Origin of the sequence: Streptomyces sp. ATCC 21386, from assembly GCF_018728545.1 — a bacterium.
GTDB lineage: Bacteria > Actinomycetota > Actinomycetes > Streptomycetales > Streptomycetaceae > Streptomyces.
Window position 1 is genome coordinate 3,418,502 of record NZ_JAAVVL010000001.1, and the last position, 22,045, is coordinate 3,440,546.

General features: G+C 72.0%; 16 protein-coding genes. 13 read left to right on the plus strand and 3 right to left on the minus strand.

Annotated elements, in window-relative coordinates; translation table 11 throughout:
- Nucleotides 1–73 precede the first annotated feature (73 nt).
- Both recN and GWK25_RS14940 read left to right on the plus strand, forming a co-directional pair.
- Nucleotides 74–1,792: a DNA repair protein RecN gene (gene recN, locus GWK25_RS14935; RefSeq protein ID WP_215457382.1), complete on the plus strand. Its 1,719-nt coding sequence runs from the start codon at nucleotides 74–76 to the stop codon at nucleotides 1,790–1,792.
- Between the two features lie 336 nt (nucleotides 1,793–2,128).
- On the plus strand, nucleotides 2,129–3,265 hold the full coding sequence (locus GWK25_RS14940) for a glycosyltransferase family 4 protein (protein ID WP_215450717.1): 1,137 nt from the start codon (nucleotides 2,129–2,131) through the stop codon (nucleotides 3,263–3,265).
- A gap of 23 nt (nucleotides 3,266–3,288) precedes the next feature.
- Here the strand turns inward: GWK25_RS14940 and GWK25_RS14945 are convergent, their stop codons facing one another.
- The 3 genes from GWK25_RS14945 to GWK25_RS14955 form a co-directional block, all read right to left on the minus strand.
- A complete protein-coding gene (locus GWK25_RS14945) occupies nucleotides 3,289–4,938 on the minus strand; it encodes a PucR family transcriptional regulator (protein ID WP_215450718.1) in 1,650 nt (549 codons plus the stop codon).
- A gap of 21 nt (nucleotides 4,939–4,959) precedes the next feature.
- Nucleotides 4,960–6,342, minus strand: a complete 1,383-nt coding sequence (locus GWK25_RS14950; RefSeq protein WP_215450719.1) for an FAD-binding oxidoreductase — start codon at nucleotides 6,340–6,342, stop codon at nucleotides 4,960–4,962.
- Nucleotides 6,343–6,608: 266 nt separating this feature from the next.
- Nucleotides 6,609–8,411 (minus strand): glycoside hydrolase family 15 protein, encoded by a 1,803-nt coding sequence (locus tag GWK25_RS14955; protein ID WP_215457383.1) that lies wholly within the window; start codon nucleotides 8,409–8,411, stop codon nucleotides 6,609–6,611.
- Between the two features lie 576 nt (nucleotides 8,412–8,987).
- On the opposite strand from GWK25_RS14955, the gene GWK25_RS14960 reads away from it, so the two are divergent.
- The 11 genes from GWK25_RS14960 to GWK25_RS15010 all read left to right on the plus strand — a co-directional run bounded on the left by GWK25_RS14960 (nucleotide 8,988) and on the right by GWK25_RS15010 (nucleotide 22,042).
- A complete protein-coding gene (locus GWK25_RS14960) occupies nucleotides 8,988–10,646 on the plus strand; it encodes a CTP synthase (protein ID WP_215457384.1) in 1,659 nt (552 codons plus the stop codon).
- Between the two features lie 96 nt (nucleotides 10,647–10,742).
- Nucleotides 10,743–11,369 (plus strand): NUDIX hydrolase, encoded by a 627-nt coding sequence (locus GWK25_RS14965; protein ID WP_215450720.1) that lies wholly within the window; start codon nucleotides 10,743–10,745, stop codon nucleotides 11,367–11,369.
- Between the two features lie 262 nt (nucleotides 11,370–11,631).
- Nucleotides 11,632–13,731 carry a tetratricopeptide repeat protein gene (locus GWK25_RS14970; protein ID WP_215450721.1) on the plus strand — a complete coding sequence of 700 codons (2,100 nt, stop codon included), beginning with the start codon at nucleotides 11,632–11,634 and terminating at the stop codon, nucleotides 13,729–13,731.
- Between the two features lie 166 nt (nucleotides 13,732–13,897).
- A complete protein-coding gene (ald, locus tag GWK25_RS14975; RefSeq protein WP_215450722.1) occupies nucleotides 13,898–15,022 on the plus strand; it encodes an alanine dehydrogenase in 1,125 nt (374 codons plus the stop codon).
- 402 nt (nucleotides 15,023–15,424) lie between these two features.
- Entirely contained in the window at nucleotides 15,425–16,552 is a 1,128-nt protein-coding gene (locus GWK25_RS14980; protein WP_215450723.1) for a ParA family protein, read from the plus strand.
- Nucleotides 16,537–17,109, plus strand: a complete 573-nt coding sequence (locus GWK25_RS14985; protein WP_215450724.1) for a hypothetical protein — start codon at nucleotides 16,537–16,539, stop codon at nucleotides 17,107–17,109. The genes GWK25_RS14980 and GWK25_RS14985 overlap by 16 nt, the downstream gene beginning before the upstream one ends.
- A gap of 18 nt (nucleotides 17,110–17,127) precedes the next feature.
- Nucleotides 17,128–18,294: a ScpA family protein gene (locus tag GWK25_RS14990; protein WP_215450725.1), complete on the plus strand. Its 1,167-nt coding sequence runs from the start codon at nucleotides 17,128–17,130 to the stop codon at nucleotides 18,292–18,294.
- The gene (gene scpB, locus GWK25_RS14995) at nucleotides 18,291–18,956 is read left to right on the plus strand and encodes an SMC-Scp complex subunit ScpB (protein ID WP_215450726.1); all 666 of its coding nucleotides are present in this window, start codon (nucleotides 18,291–18,293) and stop codon (nucleotides 18,954–18,956) included. Before GWK25_RS14990 ends, scpB begins: the two co-directional genes overlap by 4 nt.
- Complete coding sequence (locus GWK25_RS15000; RefSeq protein WP_215450727.1) at nucleotides 18,956–20,107, plus strand: pseudouridine synthase; 1,152 nt, start codon at nucleotides 18,956–18,958, stop codon at nucleotides 20,105–20,107. The genes scpB and GWK25_RS15000 overlap by 1 nt, the downstream gene beginning before the upstream one ends.
- Before the next feature lie 187 nt (nucleotides 20,108–20,294).
- The gene (locus GWK25_RS15005) at nucleotides 20,295–21,020 is read left to right on the plus strand and encodes an NUDIX domain-containing protein (protein ID WP_215450728.1); all 726 of its coding nucleotides are present in this window, start codon (nucleotides 20,295–20,297) and stop codon (nucleotides 21,018–21,020) included.
- Entirely contained in the window at nucleotides 21,020–22,042 is a 1,023-nt protein-coding gene (locus tag GWK25_RS15010) for an ADP-ribosylglycohydrolase family protein (protein WP_184895882.1), read from the plus strand. The genes GWK25_RS15005 and GWK25_RS15010 overlap by 1 nt, the downstream gene beginning before the upstream one ends.
- The last annotated feature ends 3 nt before the right edge of the window (nucleotides 22,043–22,045 follow it).

Sequence of the window (22,045 nt, forward strand, 5' to 3'; positions counted from 1 at the left end):
GAGTGACATAGGTGCCGGGGGGCGTCGCGGTCTCCCTCCCCGACCTCGTAAGGTCGTGTCCGTGTTGGAGGAGATGCGGATACGGTCGCTCGGAGTCATCGACGACGCTGTCGTCGAGTTGTCGCCCGGCTTCACCGCCGTGACGGGTGAGACGGGTGCGGGCAAGACCATGGTGGTCACCAGCCTCGGCCTGCTGCTCGGCGGGCGGGCGGACCCGGCGCTCGTGCGGATCGGTGCGAAGAACGCCGTCGTGGAGGGCCGGATCGCCGTGCCCGAGGGCGCGGCGGCGGTGGTCCGGGCCGAGGAGGCCGGGGCCGAACTCGACGACGGGGCGCTGCTGATCAGCCGTACCGTGTCCGCCGAGGGACGGTCCCGGGCACATCTGGGCGGTCGGTCCGTCCCCGTGGGCATGCTCGCCGAGCTGGCCGACGAACTCGTCGCCGTGCACGGGCAGACCGACCAGCAGGGGCTGCTGAAGCTGTCCCGGCAGCGGGCGGCGCTCGACCGGTACGCGGGCGACGCGGTGGCCGTACCGCTCACCAAGTACGGCGAGGCCTACCGGCGGCTGCGGGCCGTGGCGACCGAACTCGACGAGATCGTCACCCGTGCGCGGGAGCGTGCCCAGGAAGCCGACATGCTGCGGTACGGCCTGGACGAGATCGCCGGCGTCGAGCCCCGGGCCGGCGAGGACGTGGAGCTGGCCGAGGAGGCCGAGCGGCTCGGGCACGCGGAGGCGCTGGCCTCGGCGGCGACGGCCGCGCACGCCGCGCTCGCGGGCAACCCCGAGGACCCGGAGGGGGTGGACGCCACCACCCTCGTCGCGGGCGCGCACCGCGCGCTGGAGGCCGTGCGGTCGCACGACCCGGCGCTCGCCGTGCTCGCCGAGCGGATCGGGGAGGTCGGGATCCTGCTGGGCGACGTGGCCGGGGAACTGGCCGGATACGCCGACGACCTGGACGCCGACCCGCTGCGGCTGGCGGCCGTCGAGGAGCGGCGGGCCGCGCTGACGGCGCTGACGCGCAAGTACGGCCAGGACATCACCTCGGTGCTGTCGTGGGCCGAGGAGGGCGCCCAGCGGCTCACCGAACTCGACGGCGACGACGAGCGCATCGAGGAGCTGACCGCCGAGCGGGACGCGTTGCGGGCCGAGTTGGGGGGCCTCGCCCAGGCGTTGACGGACGCCCGTGCCGAGGCCGCCGAGCGGTTCGCCGCGGCCGTCACCGCCGAGTTGGCCTCGCTCGCCATGCCGCACGCGCGCGTGTCGTTCGAGATCCGGCAGACGGACGACCCCGAGGGCGTCGAGGTGGGCGGGCGTACGGTCGCGTACGGGCCCTCCGGCGCGGACGAGGTCGAGCTGCTGCTCGCGCCGCATCCGGGGGCGCCGCCGAGGCCCATCGCCAAGGGCGCGTCCGGTGGTGAGCTGTCGCGGGTGATGCTGGCCGTGGAGGTGGTGTTCGCGGGGACGGACCCCGTGCCGACGTACCTCTTCGACGAGGTCGACGCCGGTGTCGGCGGCAAGGCCGCGGTCGAGATCGGTCGGCGGCTCGCTCGTCTCGCCAGATCGGCGCAGGTCGTGGTGGTCACGCACCTGCCGCAGGTGGCGGCCTTCGCGGACCGGCAGTTGCTGGTGGAGAAGACCAACGACGGTTCGGTGACCCGGTCCGGTGTGAAGGTCCTGGAGGGCGAGGAGCGGGTGCGCGAGCTGTCGCGCATGCTCGCCGGCCAGGAGGACTCGGAGACCGCCCGCGCCCACGCGGAGGAACTCCTGGCGGCGGCCCGCGCGGACGCCTAGGCGGGACGAGCCGTCGCCCGGACGGGACGAGTCGATGTCCGCAGACGGGACGGTCGGTGACGCCTTGGCGGGACGCGAGTCGCGTGGAGGGGCAACCTCGTGCGGGAGTTCACTCGTGTGGGTGACTCCGGGTCCGAGGTTGCCCGGCCCTCCGGCTCGCGCCCCGTCCGGCTGTCCCGGAACACCCCTGCGGCCTGGCATCCTTGGACAGGAACGACGTAGCGGGACGTGCTGCGTGGACCGTGCGGAAGCACCTCGTACGGCCCACCCCCACCGCGGGACCCTTCTGCGCGTTCCTTCGTGACCGTCCGACCCCGAACCAGGAGCCCCGGCCACGTGAGCCACGTGAGCAGCCACTCACCACACGGCCAGTCGCCGCTGCGGACCGTGCAAGTGCTCGGCGGCGGCAGCGCGGTGAGCAGCGCGCACGTGCGGTCGTTGGCCTCGGGGCTGGTCGCCAGGGGCGTGCGGGTCACCGTCTGCGCCCCCAGTGAGACGGACGGACAGTACGACTTCACCGGCGTCGGCGCCCACCACGTCCATGTGCCCCGCAGCAGCGACCCGGCCTCGGTGGCCAGTCTGCGCGGCGCCTTCGCGGACGCCGACCTGGTGCACGCGCACGGACTGCACGCCGGGTTCCGCGCCATCCTCGCGCTAGGCCGACGCACCACCCCGCTCGTCGTCACCCTGCACACGCGGTCGTACGCGGAGGGTGCGCGGGCGCATCTGCTGCGGCTGCTGGAGAGGCGGGTCGCCAAGGCCGCCGCCGTGGTGCTCGGCACCTCCTCCGACCTGGTCGACCGGGCCCGCAGCCGGGGCGCGCGCGACGCCCGGCTCGCCGCCGTCGCGCTGCCGGTGCCGCGCCCGACCGCCCCCGGCGGGGACCCGGACCGGCCCGCTTCCAAGGTCAGGGCCGAACTGGGCGCCACGGAACGCCCGTTGCTCATGGCCGTCGGCACGCTCGACCACCGGCGGGGGTACGACACCCTGCTCGACGCCGCCCGTCGGTGGCGCGGTCTCGACCCGGCGCCGCTCGTCGTCGTCGTGGGCGAGGGGCCGCTGCGGGGCACGCTGCAAAGGCGTATCGAGGACGAGGAGCTGCCCGTTCGGCTCGTCGGGCGGCGCGACGACGTCTCCGAACTGATCGCGGCCGCCGACCTCGCGCTGCTGCCCGGCGGTGCCGAGGGCCGCTCGGTCCTCGCGCAGGATGCGCTCCACGCGCGCGTGCCGCTGGTCGCCGCCGCCGTCGGATCGGTGCCCGACCTGGTCGGCGACGGCGCGGAACTCGTCCCGTACGGCGACGCCGAGGCGCTGGCCGGGGCCGTCGAACGCCTCCTCGGCGACCCCGCCCGGTGCGAGGCGCTGCGGGAGCGCGGCTCCCGGCAGGCGGCCACCTGGCCGACCGAGGACGAGACGGTGGCCCAGGTGCTCAGCGTGTACGACGAGTTGACGCAGCTCAGGCCCCTGACCTGACGGCCGCTCCCGAGGGCCGGGCCTCAGCCGACGTGTCTGCGTGCCCGCAGGGCCAGGCTCAGTGCCAGCACCGCCTGGGGGTCGTCCAGGTCGGTGCCGAGCAGTTCGCCGATCCGCGCGAGGCGGTTGTAGAGGGTCTGGCGGTTGAGATGCAGCTCGCGGGCGGTCTCCGCCTTGCGGCCCGCGTGCGCGAGATACGTCTCCAGGGTGGGCAGCAGCGAGGGCCTGGCCCGGTCGTCGTGGTCGCGCAGGGGGCCGATGGCGCGGTCCACGAAGGCGGCCAGGTCGGGGTGGTCGCGCAGCCGCCACAGCAGCAGGTCGATGTCCAGGCGCCGGGCGTCGTACCAGGGGCGGTCGGCCAGGCCCTGTGCTGCCGTCGCCGCCTCCGCCGCGTGCCGCAGGCCCGCCGATGCGTCCGCCCAGCCGCCGGGCACCCCGACGACCACCACGGGCGGCCGTCCGCCCGGCCGCGGCATCCCGGCACGCTCCACGCCGGCCCGCAGCGCCGCCGCGACCTTGTCGGCCACCGAGATGCGCTCCGACTCCGCGCGCAGGCCCAGCAGCAGCGGTACACGGCCCTCGACGGGGCGCACGCCGAGGAGCGCGGGTACGCCCACGGAGGCCAGTTCCTCGGCCACCGCGCGGGCCAGGACGGCCCAGCCGCCGCCGGGGGAGAGGCCGTCGGCGAGCCGCATCACGACGGGCAGCAGGGGTCCGGAGCCCGGCTTGAAACCGAGGACGCGGGCCTGCGCGGGAGCGTCCTCGGCCTGCACGCGGCCCTCGGCGAGGTCGGTGAGGAAATCGCCGCGCCCCCGCGCGGCCAGCTCCTCCTCCTGGCGGGCCTGCATCAGGACGACGGCGAGGATGCCGGCGGCGCGTTCGGCCGCCATCCGGTGGACGGGCGTCAGGGGGGCGACGACGGGCAGGAGGACCAGCCGGGCCCGTACCGAGCCGGTGCCGTGGCCGCCGCCCGGTACGTCGACGAGGGTCGTCCCGGCTGGCGGCTCGTCCTGGTGCCGGCCGCGCAGCCCCTCCCACACCTGGAGGGGATCGGTGTCCGCGGGCCCGGTCCCGGCGGCGTAGAGGAGCTGTCCGTCGGGGGTCTCCAGGAACACCGGGTTGCCGCTGAAGTCGGCCAGGATGCCGAGGACCTGCGGGACCCCACCCCCGCCGAGCAGGGCCTCGGTACAGCGGCGGTGCACTTCCTCGGCCTGCTGGAGGAGCGCGTAGTGGCCGTTGACGATCTCGGTGTGGATCTCCTCGGTGACCGTCACGAAGGCCACCTCGCGGTGCAGTTGGACGAGCGGGAGTCCGGCCGAGCGCGCGGTCTCGACGAGGGCCGCCGGGAGCCGGGCGAAGCGCGGGCCCAGTTCGACGACCAGGGCCGAGATACCGCGCTCGGCGAGGGTCCGGACGAACGCGCGCTGGTCGGCGGGTCGGGTGCCGAGCCCGTACCCGGTGGTCAGCAGCAGCTCGCCGCCCTTGAGGAGCGAGGCGATGTTCGGGACCTCGCCCGCGTGCACCCAGCGCACGGTGCGGTGCAGCCGGTCGGCGCCCGCGAGGATCTCCGGCAGCCCGCCGCGCAGTCCGGGCAGCTCCAGCGCCCGCCGCACGGTGATGCCGCCCTGCGCCTCACGGCCGTCACCTGGTTCGCGGCCTCCACGGGTGTCCATGGAGCGGACCGTACCCGCTCGTCAGGCCGGCGGGATGTTGTGGTTGAAGCGGAAGACGTTGTCGGGGTCGTACGCGGTCTTCACCGCCGTCAGCCGCCGGTAGTTGTCGATGCCGAGTCCGGCGACGACCCGGTCGGCGCCCTCGTCGCCGACGAAGTTGAGGTAGACGTCGCCGGTGCTCCACGGCCGGACGTCGGCGCGCACGTCCCGTACCCACCGCACGCACCTCTCGTCGTCCTCGGGGTCGGCCCAGACGCCGAAGGGATGCACGACCCAGGGGGAGTCCCGGTAGGGCACGGGGTAGTGGGCCGGGCCCTCCGGTATCGCGCCGCCGAGAGGGAAGAGCACGTGCTGGGTGCCGGTCGGCACGGGCATCGACCAGGCGCGGGTGGCGAGCACGTCCACCAGCTCGTCCGGCAGACCGGTCAGGTACTCCGCCGACCAGTAGTTCCGCATCCCCGGCGGGTCGTCGATCATGCACTGCACGTCCGCGTACGGCATCGCGCCGACGATCTCGGCCTCGTGCGGCATCGCCAGCAGCGGCTGGGCGACCTTGCGCATGTCGTCCTCGGTGCCCGCGTACGTCAGGAGGACCGCGCAGGTGAGCCCGCCCACCAGATGCCCGGGGACGAACTCCTCGGGCGGGGCGGTGAGATAGAGGACGCCGCCGCTCGCCTCCCGCGGGCCGGTCTCGACGACGTCGCGGTACACGCGGATCACCTCGGGGCCGTGTTCGGGGCGGTAGAGGAGCAGGGCGACAGCGAAGGCGGGCAGTTCGTGCAGCCGGAGGGTGAGCGCGGTGGCCACGCCGAAGTTCCCGCCGCCGCCGTGCAGCGCCCAGAACAGGTCCGGGTTCTGCTCGGAGTTCGCGTGGACGGTCTGTCCGTCGGCGGTCACCAGGTCGACGCCGAGCAGGTTGTCGACGGCGAGTCCGAAGGTGCGGTCCAGCCAGCCGCTGCCGCCGCCGAGGACGAAGCCGCCCACCCCCGTGGTCGAGGCGCGGCCGCCGGTGGTCGCGAGGCGGTGGGGCTCGGTGGCGCGGTCGAGGTGGCTCATGGTGGCGCCGCCCCCGACGCGTGCGGTCCGGGCGGCGGGGTCGACCGCGACCTCGTGCATCCGGCGGAGGTCGATGACGAGCCCGTTGTCGTTCAGTGCCATTCCGGCCACGCTGTGACCGCCGCCGCGTACCGCGATCGGCAGGTCGAGGTCGCGGGCGAAGCGCACCGAACGGACGACGTCGGTCTCGTCGGCGCACTCGGCGATCACGGCCGGACGCCGGTCGATCATGGCGTTGAAGACCGTGCGGGCGTCGTCATAACCCGGGTCGTCCGGCGCGTACACCTCGCCGGCCAGATCCTCGCGCAGTGCGGCGAGGGCCGCCCGCGCCTTGGAGAAGGGAGCCATGGTGAGCCGCCCCCTTTCGGTCGGGGGACAGGGCTCCTTCCAGGCTAGGCGGGGGCGGCGGACGCGGCCTGTTCGGGGCTCGTGCGGCACCCGGCGGCGGGGCCGGCGCCCGGGAGGCGGGTCGGCGCGGGCACCCGCACCAGCGAGCGCAAGCGCTTGCCGTGCGCGCCTGCGGGCGCTCCGGTCCGCCGCCGTGCGCGCCGGACCGGAGGGCGCGCGCGGCGGGCTGTACGCCCCCCCGCTCGGCCGCCGTGCCGCGGACGCGGTCAGCCGCCGTACGCCCCCGACGCGGTCAGCCGCAGGGCCGTGTCGATGAGGGGGACGTGGCTGAACGCCTGCGGGAAGTTGCCGACCTGACGCTTGAGCACCGGGTCCCACTCCTCGGCGAGCAGGCCCAGGTCGTTGCGGAGGGAGAGCAGCTTCTCGAAGAGCTTGCGGGCCTCGTCGACCCGGCCGATCATCGCCAGGTCGTCGGCCATCCAGAACGAGCAGGCGAGGAACGCGCCCTCGTCGCCCGGCAGCCCGTCCACGCCCTCCTCCTCGCCGGAGGTCGGGTAGCGCAGGATGAAGCCGTCCGGGGTCGACAGCTCGCGCTGGATCGCCTCGATGGTGCCGATGACCCGCTTGTCGTCCGGCGGCAGGAAGCCCATCTGCGGGATCAGCAGCAGCGAGGCGTCCAGCTCCTTCGAGCCGTACGACTGGGTGAAGGTGTTGCGCTCCTTGTCGTAACCCTTCTCACACACGTCCCGGTGGATGTCGTCGCGCAGCTCGCGCCACTTCTCCAGCGGGCCGTCCGCGTCACCGGACTCGATGAGCTTGATGGTCCGGTCCACCGCGACCCAGGCCATGACCTTGGAGTGCACGAAGTGGCGGCGCGGTCCGCGCACCTCCCAGATGCCCTCGTCGGGCTCGTCCCAGTGGTCCTCCAGGTAGCGGATCAGCTTCAGCTGGAGCAGGGAGGCGTAGTCGTTGCGGGCCAGACCTGTCATGTGGGCCAGGTGCAGGGCCTCGGTGACCTCGCCGTACACGTCCAGCTGGAGCTGGTGCGCGGCGCCGTTGCCGACCCGGACCGGCGCGGAGTTCTCGTACCCGGGCAGCCACTCCAGCTCGGCCTCGCCCAGCTCCCGCTCACCGGCGATGCCGTACATGATCTGCAGGTTCTCCGGGTCGCCGGCGACCGCGCGGAGCAGCCACTCGCGCCAGGCGCGGGCCTCGTCGCGGTAGCCGGTGCGCAGCAGCGAGGAGAGGGTGATGGCCGCGTCGCGCAGCCAGGTGTAGCGGTAGTCCCAGTTGCGGACGCCGCCGATGTGCTCCGGGAGGGAGGTCGTCGGGGCGGCGACGATGCCGCCGGTCGGGGCGTACGTCAGGGCCTTGAGCGTGATCAGCGAGCGGATCACGGCCTCGCGGTAGGGGCCGTGGTACGTGCACTGCTCCACCCAGTCGCGCCAGAACTCCTCGGTGGCCCGCAGCGACGGATCGGGCTCGGGCAGCGGCGGGGGCTGCTTGTGCGAGGGCTCCCAGGAGACCGTGAACGCGATCCGGTCGCCCGGGGTCACGGTGAAGTCGGCGTACGTGGTCAGCGCCTTGCCGTAGGTCTCGCACTCGGTGTCGAACCACACCGAGTCCGGCCCGGCGACGGCCACCGTGCGCCCCTCGTGCTTGTGCACCCAGGGCACCACCCGGCCGTAGGAGAACCGCATCCGCAGCGCCGAGCGCATCGGCACCCGGCCGCTGACGCCCTCCACGATCCGGATCAGCTGCGGGGCGCCGTCACGCGGCGGCATGAAGTCCGTCACACGGACCGTGCCGCGCGGGGTGTCCCACTCGGATTCCAGGATCAGCGAGTCGCCGCGGTACCGGCGGCGGGAGGCCGTGGGCGGCTCGGCGTCGGCCGCGTGCGCGGGACCCAGTCTCCAGAACCCGTGCTCCTCGGTGCCGAGCAGTCCCGCGAAGACGGCGTGGGAGTCGAAGCGGGGCAGGCACAGCCAATCGACCGTGCCGTCCCGGCAGACCAGCGCGGCGGTCTGCATGTCTCCGATGAGTGCGTAGTCTTCGATGCGCCCGGCCACGTGCAACTCCAGTCGAACGGCCACGTCGTCGCCCCCCGAGGGGCGGTCGCTGTGCGGTGTGCGGTCAAGGGACCCATGGGATCGACAAAGGAACCATGTTTCCAGAGTGATCCAAGGGACGGTGTCATGCGATGTCGCTCAACGATCCTCAACGCAAATGAGGCGATCGTTGCTCAACGCACTGACGAGCTCTCATGATTACCGGAGACGGGCGGGGGTGGTGCCGTCGCGCCGGCCGCGCTCGGCAGCGAGTGTCCGAAGAGGATACGACGCACCGGAGGGCTCCGCGTGCCGCTCCGGACAACACGGGTGGGCCGAACGGGTGAGCTAATGGTGAAGGTCGGGCGGGATTCGCCGACAGTCGTACGAGGTCCGTGTCGGCCCGTGCGCGGAGCGTGGCCGGAAGCGATCGTGTCCTGTCGCTGATACCCTGGTAGCCCGTGGACCGGTGGGCGCCCCAGTCGAAAAAATCGCCAGAGGGACCCCCGAACCGCAGCGAAGGCACCCCCGACGGATGAGCTCGGGCGGCGGCCGACCCGCACACCGAACCGCGACCACGGGAGCCCCCTCTTGGCCATGCCGCCCGCTGCTTTTCGAAACTCGACGACAAAGCACATCTTCGTCACCGGGGGTGTCGCCTCCTCTCTCGGCAAGGGTCTGACCGCCTCCAGCCTCGGCATGCTGCTCAAGGCCCGCGGCCTGCGCGTCGTGATGCAGAAGCTCGACCCCTACTTGAACGTCGACCCCGGCACGATGAACCCCTTCCAGCACGGCGAGGTGTTCGTCACCAACGACGGAGCCGAGACCGACCTGGACATCGGACACTACGAGCGCTTCCTCGACCGTGACTTGGACGGCTCCGCCAATGTCACTACAGGCCAGGTCTACAACACGGTCATCGCCAAGGAGCGGCGCGGCGAGTACCTGGGCGACACCGTGCAGGTCATCCCGCACATCACCAACGAGATCAAGCACCGCATCCGGCGCATGGCCTCCGACGAGGTCGACGTCGTCATCACCGAGGTCGGCGGCACCGTCGGCGACATCGAGTCGCTGCCCTTCCTGGAGACCGTCCGCCAGGTCCGTCACGAGGTCGGCCGTGACAACGTCTTCGTCGTCCACATCTCGCTCCTGCCGTACATCGGGCCCTCGGGGGAGCTGAAGACGAAGCCGACGCAGCACTCGGTTGCGGCTCTGCGCAACATCGGTATTCAGCCAGATGCGATCGTTCTGCGCTGTGATCGTGAAGTTCCCGCCGCGATCAAGCGCAAGATCTCCCTGATGTGCGACGTCGACGAGGCCGCCGTGGTCGCGTGTCCCGACGCCCGCTCGATCTACGACATCCCGAAGACCGTGCACGGCGAGGGCCTGGACGCCTACGTGGTCCGCAAGCTGGACCTGCCCTTCCGTGACGTGGACTGGACGACCTGGGACGACCTGCTCGACCGCGTCCACAACCCGATCCACGAGATCAACCTGGCGCTCGTCGGCAAGTACATCGACCTGCCCGACGCCTACCTCTCGGTCACCGAGGCGCTGCGCGCGGGCGGCTTCGCCAACAAGGCCCGGGTGAAGATCAAGTGGGTCACCTCCGACGACTGCAGGACGCCGGCCGGCGCCGCGGCCCAGCTCGCCGACGTCGACGCCATCTGCATCCCCGGCGGCTTCGGCGACCGCGGTGTCTCCGGCAAGGTCGGCGCCATCCGGTACGCCCGCGAGAACCGGATCCCGCTGCTCGGGCTCTGCCTGGGCCTGCAGTGCATCGTGATCGAGGCCGCGCGCAACCTGGCCGACATCCCGGACGCCAACTCCACCGAGTTCGACTCCGCCACCGCCCACCCGGTCATCTCCACCATGGCCGAGCAGCTGGACATCGTCGCCGGTGAGGGCGACATGGGCGGCACCATGCGGCTGGGCATGTACCCGGCCAAGCTCGCCGAGGGATCGATCGTGCGCGAGGTGTACGACGGCAAGGAGTACGTCGAGGAGCGCCACCGCCACCGCTACGAGGTGAACAACGCCTACCGCGCGGAACTGGAGAAGAAGGCCGGTCTGCAGTTCACCGGCACCTCGCCCGACGGCAAGCTCGTCGAGTACGTCGAGTACCCGCGCGAGGTCCACCCGTACCTGGTCGCGACCCAGGCGCACCCCGAGCTGCGCTCCCGTCCGACCCGCCCGCACCCGCTGTTCGCGGGGCTGGTGAAGGCCGCCGTGGAGCGGAAGACCGGCAAGTAAATCCGAGCGGCGCGAGAGCTGTACGGTGACCGGGGTGCGCGTCTTTCGGGATGTGTGCCCCGGTTTCTTTTGGCATGTGTGGGAGGACGAGTCGACATGACGATCAAGGACATCGCCGAGGAGTGGGAGATCCGGGCGAGCGACACCCCGTTCGTCGGCAAGAAGACCTCCGTGCGTACGGACGACGTGGTCATGCCCGACGGGTCGGTCGTCCGCCGCGACTACCAGGTCCACCCCGGCTCCGTCGCCGTCCTCGCCGTCGACGACCAGGACCGGGTGCTGGTCATCCGCCAGTACCGCCACCCGGTCCGCGAGAGGCTCTGGGAGATCCCGGCGGGCCTCCTCGACGTGCCCGGCGAGAACCCGCTGCACGCCGCCCAGCGCGAGCTGTACGAGGAGGCGCACGTCAAGGCGGAGGAGTGGCGGGTGCTGACCGATGTCTACACCACGCCCGGCGGTTGCGACGAGGCCGTGCGGATCTTCCTGGCCCGGGATCTCTCCGAGGCGGAGGGCCACCGGTTCGAGGTGGAGGACGAGGAGGCCGACATGGAGTTGGCCCGGGTGCCGCTGGACGAGCTGGTGCGAGGGGTGCTCGCCGGGGAGCTGCACAACAACTGCCTTGTGGTGGGGGTGCTTTCGCTGGTGGCCGCGCGGAGCGGGGACGAGGTGGAGTCGCTGCGGGCGGCCGAGGCGCCGTGGCCCGCGCGGCCGTTCGAGGTCTAGGGGCGGTCCGGGCCGTGGGTGAGCCGCGGGTCCGTCGTGGCTCGTCGCGCAGTTCCCCGCGCCCCTCAAGAGCGGAAGCTCCTGGGGCGCGGCTCTTCATGACGGCACCCCAACCGCACCAGTCGTACGATCTGCTGATCCGATCGAGCGATCTCACCGCCCCGCTCCGCCCAGATCGTCGCAGAGCGTGAACTAGGCTCGGGAAACGCCCGAACCGGAGTCCCGGCGGGCTTGCTCGTGCGGTGGGACGGGAGTGTGGCCCGTGGCGGATCAGGCGGTGGACCTCGGGGGTGCCCGGGTGTCCGGAACGGGGCGGCCCCCGGCTGTCGAGGCCGCCCCCACGGACAGTCAGTTCCTGGGCCGCACAAGAGAGTTGAAGGAGCTGCGGGCCGACATCGACCGGGCCGGGCTCAACACCCTCGCGGGCCGCAAGGCCCCCCACGCGCGCGTACTGCTCGTCGCGGGCCGTCCCGGCTTCGGCCGCACCGCGCTAGCCGAGGAACTCGTACGGCAGGTTACCGATGGTTACCCCGACGGAGTGCTGCGGACCCGGCTCACCGAGCCCGACGGCACCCGGGTCCCGGTCGAGCGAGCGGCGCGAGAGCTGCTCGGGGGCCTCGGGCTGCCGGCGCCCGCCGGGGCCGACGAGGACGACCTCAGCGAGACCTTGCGCGAGGCGCTGGCCGACCGCCGGGTGGTGCTCCTGCTCGACGACGCGGCCGACGCCGAGCAGGTCGACGCGCTGCTGCCGGACACCCCCGACTCCCTGGTCGTGGCGGTCTCCGGGGGGCCGCTGACCGGCATCTCCGACGTGCGCCCGTGCACCCTGGGCGGACTGGACACCAAGTCCGCCGTGGACCTGCTGGAACGCTTCAGCGGCTCGGTGCGGATCACCGTGGACCCGCGCTCGGCCGAGGGGCTCGCCGAGGTGTGCGGGGCCCAGCCCGCCGCGCTGCGGCTCGCCGGGGGCTGGTTGGCGGCCCGGCCCTCCGTCGCCGTCTCCGACCTGGCCAAACAGCTGCGCGCCGACGAGGACGACAGCCCGCCGCTCACCAAGATCTTCAAGCTGTCGTACGCCTCGCTGCCGACCGCCGCCGCCCGGACACTGCCCCTCCTCGCCCTGGCCCCCGCCGGCCTGGTCGACCCGCACATCGCCTCCGGTCTCGCCGGCTGCTCGGTCGACACGGCCCGCAGCACGCTCGACGACCTCGTGGCCCTGGGCTTCCTGCACGAGGCCGACTCGACGCTGCCGCAGTACGAGGTCCCCGGCTGTCTCCAGCCGCTGCTGCGGACCCTCGCCGAGAGCCAGGAGCGGCCGGGCGAGCTGCAGCTCGCCCGCGCGCGGATGCTGGAGCGGACGGTACGGCTGCTGCAGTCCTGCCGTGCCATCACCGAGACCGACAGCCCGCTGGCCCGCGAGAAGCTCCTGGCGATGCCCAAGGCGCTGCGGTTCCCGACGCCCCGGGCGGCCGAGGAGTGGCTGCGCGTGCGCCGGCCCGCGCTGCTCGCCGCGGCCCGGCTCGCGGTGGCCGACGGCGAGCTGGACACCCTCGCCCGGCGTCTGATGTCCCAGCTCGTCCGGGCCCTGGTGGCGCACTTCGGTACGCAGGCCGCCGCCCCCGACCTGTACGACCTGCACGGGCTCGTCCTCGATGTCGCCGAGCGCCGTGGACTGCCCCGCGAGCAGGCGGCCGCGCTGCTGAACCTCGGCGACCTGGACGCACGGACCGGCCGTACGGCGGCGGCACTGGCCCGCTACCGGGCCGCGCTCGACGCCGGACGCCGGGCGAACGACCCGTACGCGACCGGCCGCGCGATGGAATCCGTAGGCGCCGCTCATCAAGAGCTGGAGGACTACGAACGGGCCGCCGACTGGTACGGCAGGGCGCTCGCCCAGCGGCTCGCCCGCGACGAGCGCGAGGACGCCGCCCGGCTGTACGGCCGGATCGCCGCCGTGCACACCTTCGCGGGCCGGTACGGCGAGGCGCTGCGCAACTGGAGCTCGGCGCTCACCGGCCACCGTCGACTCGGCGATGTGGCGGGTCAGGCAAGGGCGTTGAGCGAGATGGCACGCGTCCAGGAGTACGCGGGCAGGCCCGAGGAGGCGCTGCGCACCTGCCAGGAGGCAGCGGAGTGGGCGCGGCGGGCCGACGACGTCCGGCTGCAGGCCGCGATCCAGCTGAGGATCGCCGACACCCTGGAGCGGCTCGGCGACCCCGCGGCGGCCCGGCTGCACCGGGGAGCGGCCGAGCGACTGCTCGACGACCTCGACGACGGGGCCCCGGCCCCCCAAACCCACGAGATCGAGCCGGAACAAGGTGCTAACGCCTGCGAAATCCGTAGTGCATCCGCAAAAGATTGATGCATTGAAAGGCTAGACAGCGGGGATACCTTCATTAGACTGGCTGCGCCGCCGGTTCTCCTGCGGTGTCTCCCGGTGCGCTCAGATGCGTACGGGTATGTCCTGCATTGCGTGGGCATGTTCCGCCTGCGCGTGCGAGCCCCCACACCCCTGCGAGCCAAGGACCGTGATCGACGTGAAGGTCGGCATCCCCCGCGAGGTCAAAAACAACGAGTTCCGGGTGGCGATCACCCCCGCCGGTGTGCACGAGCTCGTGCGCCACGGCCACCAGGTCGTCATCGAGCAGGGCGCCGGAGTCGGCTCGTCCATCCCGGACGCCGAGTACGTCGCCGCCGGCGCCGAGATCCTGGCCACGGCCGACGAGGTGTGGGCCTCGGCCGACCTGCTGCTCAAGGTCAAGGAGCCGATCGCCGAGGAGTACCACCGCCTGCGCAAGGACCAGACGCTCTTCACCTACCTGCACCTGGCCGCCTCCAAGGAGTGCACGGACGCCCTCGTCGAGTCGGGCACGACCGCGATCGCGTACGAGACCGTCGAGCTGCCGAACCGCGCGCTGCCCCTGCTCGCGCCCATGTCCGAGGTCGCGGGCCGGCTCGCCCCCCAGGTCGGCGCGTACCACCTGATGCGGGCCAACGGCGGGCGCGGGGTGCTGCCCGGCGGTGTGCCGGGTGTGCTGGCCGGGCGGGCCGTCGTCATCGGTGGTGGCGTCTCGGGCTGGAACGCGGCGCAGATCGCCATCGGCATGGGCTTCCACGTGACCCTGCTCGACAAGGACATCAACAAGCTCAAGGAAGCCGACAAGATCTTCGGCACGAGGATCCAGACCGTCGTCTCCAACGCCTTCGAGCTGGAGAAGGCCTGCCTGGAGGCCGACCTCGTCATCGGCGCCGTCCTCATCCCGGGTGCCAAGGCCCCCAAGCTGGTCACCAACGAGCTGGTGTCGCGGATGAAGGCGGGAAGTGTCCTTGTCGACATCGCGATCGATCAGGGCGGCTGCTTCGAGGACTCCCGGCCCACCACCCACGCCGAGCCGACCTTCCCGGTCCACGAGTCGGTCTTCTACTGCGTCGCGAACATGCCCGGCGCGGTGCCCAACACCTCGACCTACGCGCTGACCAACGCCACGCTGCCGTACATCGTGGAACTCGCCGACCACGGCTGGGCCGAGGCCTCGCGCCGCGACCCGGCGCTGGCCCGCGGTCTCAACACCCATGACGGCAGGGTCGTTTACCGCGAGGTGGCCGAAGCGCACGGCCTGGAGCACGTCGAGTTGGCGTCACTGATCGGCTGACCGGCTGTTTTTAAGTCACCTTTCGGTAAAAGGCGATACGTCAACACAGGTCGTCAACAGCACGTTCCCGGCCGGATCTTGCCCGACAAGGTCCGGCCGGATGTGTGTATGGTCACTTTGCGACACTCGCGCAACTCGCCTCGAACGTAACCGTTCGGATGTTTCGCGCACCGGTGAAACCTGCCGTGCGACGGCCCTACGCCCTTGACAGCCGCATGTTTCATTGCCGACACATCGGGCCGGGTCCGGCGGATTGTGTTGCTGCGGACCGCCGACACGCCATAGAGTCGCCAACCGTCGGCATGGTGCCACGCTGACCTATCTAGAAGTTTCCTGGTCACCAAGGAGGTAAGACGACTTGTGAATGAGTCGACATTTACTCCCGGGGGTGGTCAACCAGGAATGCCTGCGCCGGTCTCGGGCCCCACGGGGTTCGCGGCTGTCGGCTCCGTCGCTGTCCGCACCTTCGCAGCCCAGCAGAGTCAGCAGGCAACTCCGACAGCACTCCAGAGCATGGATGGCCAACACGTGAACGCCATGGCCGGCGACGGAAGTGGCGGGGTCCACAACCACTTCGCCGACTACGACGAGCTGCCCGACGGGCACTTCTACGACCCCGACGCCGAGTACGAGCCCGATCCGGAGTACGCGGCCACGCTCGCGCCCGACGCGGCCCGTCAGCGCCGCGAGCGCATCGGTCCCACCGGTCGCCCGCTGCCCTACTTCCCGATCCCGGGTCCGCTGACCGACCACGGTCCCGCGAAGATCATCGCGATGTGCAACCAGAAGGGCGGCGTCGGCAAGACCACGTCGACCATCAACCTGGGTGCCGCGCTCGCGGAGTACGGCCGCCGGGTCCTGCTCGTCGACTTCGACCCGCAGGGCGCCCTCTCGGTGGGCCTCGGGGTGAACCCGATGGAGCTCGACCTCACGGTCTACAACCTGCTCATGGAGCGGGGCATGTCGGCCGACGAGGTGCTGCTGAAGACGGCGGTCCCCAACATGGACCTGCTGCCGAGCAACATCGACCTGTCCGCGGCCGAGGTCCAGCTCGTCTCCGAGGTCGCGCGCGAGTCGACGCTCCAGCGCGCCCTGAAGCCGCTCATGGCCGACTACGACTACATCGTGATCGACTGCCAGCCCTCGCTCGGTCTGCTCACGGTCAACGCCCTGACGGCCGCGCACAAGGTGATAGTGCCTCTGGAGTGTGAGTTCTTCGCTCTCCGTGGTGTCGCCCTGCTGACGGAGACCATCGAGAAGGTCCAGGAGCGGCTCAACCCCGAGCTGGAGCTCGACGGCATCCTCGCCACGATGTACGACTCACGCACCGTGCACAGCCGTGAGGTCCTCGCGCGGGTCGTCGAGGCGTTCGACGACCACGTCTACCACACGGTCATCGGGCGCACGGTCCGCTTCCCGGAGACCACGGTCGCCGGTGAGCCGATCACCACGTACGCCTCCAACTCCGTCGGCGCCGCCGCCTACCGTCAGCTCGCCAGGGAGGTGCTCGCCCGGTGTCACGCCGAGTGAGTCTGCCGGGGGCCGACGAACTCTTCCGTACGACAGGGGGAATGGCGCTGCAGCCGTCCACTCCCCGGCGGGGGGCCAACGGAGAAGCCCGTGTGCCCGCTCCAGCCGGGGAGAGCGACGGGGCCGGCGGCGCGGAGGACGCACCGCCGTCCGTGCCCGTGCAGGGCGGCGACGGCGAGGGGTCCGAGCATGTGGCCGCGGACGCCGAGTCCGACGGCGAGCAGCCGCGCAGCCGTGGCGCCGCGGTGGGGGCCGAGCGGGCCGCCGCCGGGCGGCAGCCGAAGCCGCAGGAAGGTTCTGCCGCAGCGCCCCGCAAGCGGGGGCGGGCCTCCGGGCGCCGGCCCAGCGGGCGGGAGCGGCACGACGAGAAGATCACCGTGTATGTCTCCGCCGAGGAGCTCATGGACCTGGAACACGCGCGGCTGGTGCTGCGCGGGGAGCATGGGCTGGCCGTCGACCGGGGGCGGATCGTGCGGGAGGCCGTCGCCGTGGTGCTGGCGGATCTGGAGTCCCGTGGGGACGCGAGCATCCTCGTACGTCGGCTTCGGGGGCGGTAGGAGTAGCCTGCGGGGGCTATGACCTCGTACGACTCCTCTGGCTCGGCTTCCGGTGGTTCCGGCGGCCGTCGGCGTGCGCTGGGGCGAGGGCCGCTGGCTCCGCCGCCCGAGCCGGTGGCGCGGGTCGAGAATGAGTCCACGGGCGGCGGTGACGAGAAGCCGTCGGCTGCCGCCCTCGTCGAGGCCGACCCCACACCTGGAGCCACGGCGGGCGGGGCCGGGCCTGTGGCCGGGGCCGAGCCGGAACATCGGCCTCAAGCAGAGCCAGAGCCAGAGCCCCAGCCTCAAGCAGAACCAGAGCCCCGCCCCGAGCCCGACCCGCAACCCGAGGGCGAGCCCGAGCCCGGTGTCGCGGGCGAGGCCGAAGCCGGTGCCGGCGGGGGGTTCAAGGTTCGGCTTGCCAACTTCGAGGGGCCGTTCGATCTGCTGCTTCAGTTGATCTCGAAGCACAAGATGGACGTCACCGAGGTGGCGCTGTCCAAGGTCACCGACGAGTTCATGGCGCACATCCGGGCCATGGGCCCGGACTGGGACCTCGACGAGACGACCGAGTTCCTCGTCGTCGCCGCGACGCTGCTGGACCTGAAGGCCGCGCGGCTGCTGCCCGCCGCCGAGGTCGAGGACGAGGCCGACCTCGCGCTCCTCGAAGCCCGGGACCTGCTGTTCGCCCGGCTGCTCCAGTACCGCGCGTACAAACAGATCGCGGACATCTTCAACCGCCGGCTGGACGAGGAGGCCCGGCGCTACCCCCGGACCGTCGGGCTGGAGCCGCACCACGCCGAGCTGTTGCCCGAGGTGGTCATCAGCATCGGGGCGGAAGGATTCGCCAGGCTCGCGGTCAAGGCGATGCAGCCGAAGCCGAAGCCCCAGGTGTACGTCGATCACATCCACGCGCCGCTGGTGAGCGTGCAGGAGCAGGCCGGGATCGTCGTCGCACGGCTGCGGGAGCTGGGGGAGGTGTCCTTCCGCGTGCTGGTCGAGGACACCGACGACACCCTGACTGTCGTCGCCCGCTTCCTGGCCCTGCTGGAGCTCTACCGGGAGAAGGCCGTGGCGCTGGACCAGGAGACCGCCCTCGGGGACCTGATCGTGCGCTGGACGGGCGGGGACGGGGACGCCGAGCCCGTGGTCACGGACGAGTTCGACCGGCCGCCCGAACCGCCGAAGGAGGAGACCAAGGCATGAGCGAGGAGACGCCCGAGTGGGCGACCGGGGCGCCCGGGGGGTCGCGTACCGTCGCCGACCTCGATCTCAAGCCCGCCCTGGAGGCCGTCCTCATGGTCGTGGACGAGCCCGCGACGGCCGAGCACCTGAGCAAGATCCTGGAGCGGCCGAAGCGGCAGATCTCCAAGGCGCTGCGGGAGCTGGCCGACGAGTACGCGGTTCAGGGGCGCGGCTTCGAGCTGCGGCTGATCGCCGGGGGCTGGCGGTTCTACACCCGGCCCGAGTACGCGGCCGCCGTCGAGCGGTTCGTGCTCGACGGGCAGCAGGCCCGGCTGACCCAGGCCGCGCTGGAGACGCTGGCCGTGGTCGCGTACCGGCAGCCGGTGAGCCGGAGCAGGGTCTCGGCCGTGCGAGGGGTCAACTGCGACGGGGTCATGCGCACGCTGCTGCAGCGGGGCCTGGTCGAGGAGGCGGGCGCGGAACCCGAAACAGGTGCGATCCTGTACAGGACGACGAACTACTTCCTGGAGCGGATGGGCCTGCGTGGTCTGGACGAACTCCCGGAGCTCGCGCCCTTCCTCCCGGAGGCGGAGGCGATCGAGGCCGAGACCCAGGAAGCCGTACCGTCGTTCGATCCGGATGCTCCGGATTCCGAGGACACAGACGACAAGACGGAACTTTGATGCGAAGCAGCAGCGGCAGGAACAGCAGCGGAAACAACGGCGGGAGCCGTGGTGGCAACAGCGGCGGCCGCGGCGGAAGCGGTGGTGGACGCGGCGGGAGCGGTGCCGGGAGCGGCGGTGGCCGTGGCAACTACCGCGGTGCGGGGAACGACCGCGACGACAGGCAGGGCGGCCGGCCGAAGAAGCCCCGCCCCGAGGAGCGCCGTTACGACGTGGGCCCCGGCGGCTCCCCGGACGGTCCCAAGTCGGGGCGCGGCGCCTCGGCGCGCGGCGGGGCCAAGGGCGGTCCGAAGCAGTCCCAGCAGCAGCGCGGGCGGTGGGCCCCGGCGACCTCGCGCGAGTACGACGCGCGGGCCGAGGAGCGCAACCGGGAGCGTTACGCGGGCAAGAAGGACGTCAAGCTGCCCAAGACCTTCCCGGGCGCCGAGCAGGAGGGCGAGCGGCTGCAGAAGGTCCTCGCGCGCGCGGGCTACGGCTCACGGCGGGCCTGCGAGGAGCTGATCGAGCAGGCGCGGGTCGAGGTCAACGGCGAGATCGTCCTGGAACAGGGCAAGCGCGTCGACCCGGAGAAGGACGAGGTCAGGGTCGACGGTCTGACCGTGGCCACGCAGTCGTACCAGTTCTTCGCGCTGAACAAGCCGGCCGGCGTCGTCTCCACGATGGAGGACAACGAGGGCCGGCAGTGCCTCGGTGACTACGTGACCAACCGCGAGACGCGGCTGTTCCACGTCGGACGGCTCGACACTGAGACCGAGGGCGTCATCCTGCTCACCAACCACGGTGAGCTGGCGCACCGGCTGACCCACCCCAAGTACGGCGTGAAGAAGGTCTATCTCGCGCACATCGTGGGTCCGATCCCGCGCGACCTGGGCAAGCAGCTCAAGGACGGCATCCAGCTGGAGGACGGCTACGCGCGCGCGGACCACTTCCGGGTCGTCGAGCAGACCGGCAAGAATTACCTCGTCGAGGTGACCCTGCACGAGGGGCGCAAGCACATCGTGCGCCGGATGTTGGCGGAGGCCGGCTTCCCGGTCGACAAGCTGGTGCGCGTCGCCTTCGGGCCGATCACCCTCGGCGACCAGAAGTCGGGCTGGCTGCGCCGTCTTTCGAACACCGAGGTCGGGATGCTGATGCAGGAGGTCGACCTCTAGGCCCGATCCGATCGAGCACGAGCCGGTCCCGTGTTTGCCGTCGGGGCCGGCTCTTTGCCGTTCCCGGTGCCGCTCTTGAGGCCTTTGTAGGCGTTCCTTTCCTCGTAAAGGGGTTGTCGCGCGGCACCCCGCAGCTTTATAGTCGTGATGACTATTAGTCGAGGTGACTCTTAAGGGGGCGATGGACATGACCTCACCCGAGGGCTACGACAAATACGCCTTCGAACCCTTCGCCGTCACCGTCGACCTGGCCGTCTTCACCGTCCGCGCGGGCACCCTCCAGGTGCTGCTCGTCGAGCGCGGGCAGGAGCCGTACGCGGGCCGCTGGGCGCTGCCCGGCGGGTTCGTGCTGCCGGACGAGTCCGCGGAGGAGGCCGCCTGGCGGGAACTCGCGGAGGAGACCGGCCTCAAGGACGACTCCGGACTCCACCTGGAGCAGTTGCGGACCTATAGCGAGCCCGGCAGGGACCCCCGGATGCGGGTCGTCACCGTCGCGTTCGCCGCGCTGCTCCCGGACCCGCCCGTCCCGCACGGCGGAGGTGACGCCGCACAGGCCCAGTGGCTGCGCTTCAACGCCATCGGGCCGCTCGCCTTCGACCACGACCGCATCCTCGCCGACGCCCACGAACGCGTCGGCGCCAAGCTCGAATACACCTGTCTCGCCACCTCCTTCTGCCCGCCCGAGTTCACCCTCGGAGAGTTGCAGCAGGTCTACGAGACCGTGTGGGGCACACCGCTCGACCGGCCCAACTTCCGGCGCAAGGTGCTGGCCACGCCGGGCTTCGTCGAACAGGTGCCCGGCGCCGCCCGCCTGACCGGCGGTCGCGGCAAGCCCGCCGCGCTGTACCGCGCGGGTGGGGCCACCGCCCTGCACCCGCCGCTGCTGCGACCCACCACGGAAGGACGGCCCTGATGACCATGACGCTCCGCACGAAGCGCTCCGCCACCGGCTCCCTGATCGGACTTGCCCTCGGAGACGCCCTCGGCTTCCCGACGGAGTTCAACGACGTCCCGTCGATCCTCGCCAAGTGCGGCCCCTGGCGGAAGATGGGGCTGCCGAAGCCGGCGATCGTCACCGACGACACCCAGATGACGCTGGCCCTGGGGCACGGGCTGCGGGCCGCCATGGACCGGGGATCGCTCGGCCCCGACGCCCTGGTGCGCGCCGTCCGCAAGGAGTTCGTGGACTGGTCCCGCTCCCCGGAGAACAACCGCGCCCCCGGCAACACCTGCCTGGTCGCCTGCGACCTCCTTGCCGTCGAGCGCCACCCCTGGCAGTTCGCCAGCCAGATCCACTCCAAGGGCTGCGGCGCCAACATGCGGGTCGCGCCGCTCGGCCTGATCGGCCCGCTCAGCGACGAACAGCGCGCGGGCGCCGCCCAGTTGCAGGCCGCCCTCACTCACGGCCACCCCACCGCGCTCGCCGCCTCCGACCTCACCGCCCACGCGATACGACTGCTCTCCCAGGGCGCCGAACCGATGGGGCTGATCGGCCGGCTGCGCTCGTACGCGTACGAGAACCGCTCCCGCTACCACGCCCGCTGGCTCGGCGACCTGTGGACCTACAGCCAGGACCCCTCGCCCGAGCACTACATCGCCCGGGGCTGGGACGACTGCCTGGAGGCCCTGGACCGGGTGCAGGCGGCCCTGCGGCTGCCGTCGCCCGAGACCGACCCCTGTCTGGCCACGGGCGAGGGCTGGATCGCCGAGGAGGCCCTCGCGACCGGACTGCTGTGCTTCCTGCTCTTCGTCGACGAGCCCGTCACCGCGCTGCGCCGCGCCGCCTGCACCTCGGGCGACTCCGACTCCATCGCCTGCCTCGCCGGTGCCTTCGCGGGCGCCTACCACGGGCCGGACGTCTGGCCCGCCGAGTGGGCCGACCGGATCGAGTACCAGGGCGACCTCGTCTCGCTGGGAGCCCTCTGGGACGCTTGAGGG

Excerpts from the sequence above, each read along its gene's own strand:
- recN (WP_215457382.1), top strand. The coding sequence starts at position 74 with ATGCGGATACGGTCGCTCGGAGTCATCGACGACGCTGTCGTCGAGTTG.
- GWK25_RS14945 (WP_215450718.1), bottom strand. The coding sequence starts at position 4,938 with ATGGACACCCGTGGAGGCCGCGAACCAGGTGACGGCCGTGAGGCGCAG.
- GWK25_RS14950 (WP_215450719.1), bottom strand. The coding sequence starts at position 6,342 with ATGGCTCCCTTCTCCAAGGCGCGGGCGGCCCTCGCCGCACTGCGCGAG.
- GWK25_RS14960 (WP_215457384.1), top strand. The coding sequence starts at position 8,988 with ATGCCGCCCGCTGCTTTTCGAAACTCGACGACAAAGCACATCTTCGTC.
- GWK25_RS14965 (WP_215450720.1), top strand. The coding sequence starts at position 10,743 with ATGACGATCAAGGACATCGCCGAGGAGTGGGAGATCCGGGCGAGCGAC.
- GWK25_RS14980 (WP_215450723.1), top strand. The coding sequence starts at position 15,425 with ATGCCTGCGCCGGTCTCGGGCCCCACGGGGTTCGCGGCTGTCGGCTCC.
- GWK25_RS14990 (WP_215450725.1), top strand. The coding sequence starts at position 17,128 with ATGACCTCGTACGACTCCTCTGGCTCGGCTTCCGGTGGTTCCGGCGGC.
- scpB (WP_215450726.1), top strand. The coding sequence starts at position 18,291 with ATGAGCGAGGAGACGCCCGAGTGGGCGACCGGGGCGCCCGGGGGGTCG.
- GWK25_RS15000 (WP_215450727.1), top strand. The coding sequence starts at position 18,956 with ATGCGAAGCAGCAGCGGCAGGAACAGCAGCGGAAACAACGGCGGGAGC.
- GWK25_RS15005 (WP_215450728.1), top strand. The coding sequence starts at position 20,295 with ATGACCTCACCCGAGGGCTACGACAAATACGCCTTCGAACCCTTCGCC.
- GWK25_RS15010 (WP_184895882.1), top strand. The coding sequence starts at position 21,020 with ATGACCATGACGCTCCGCACGAAGCGCTCCGCCACCGGCTCCCTGATC.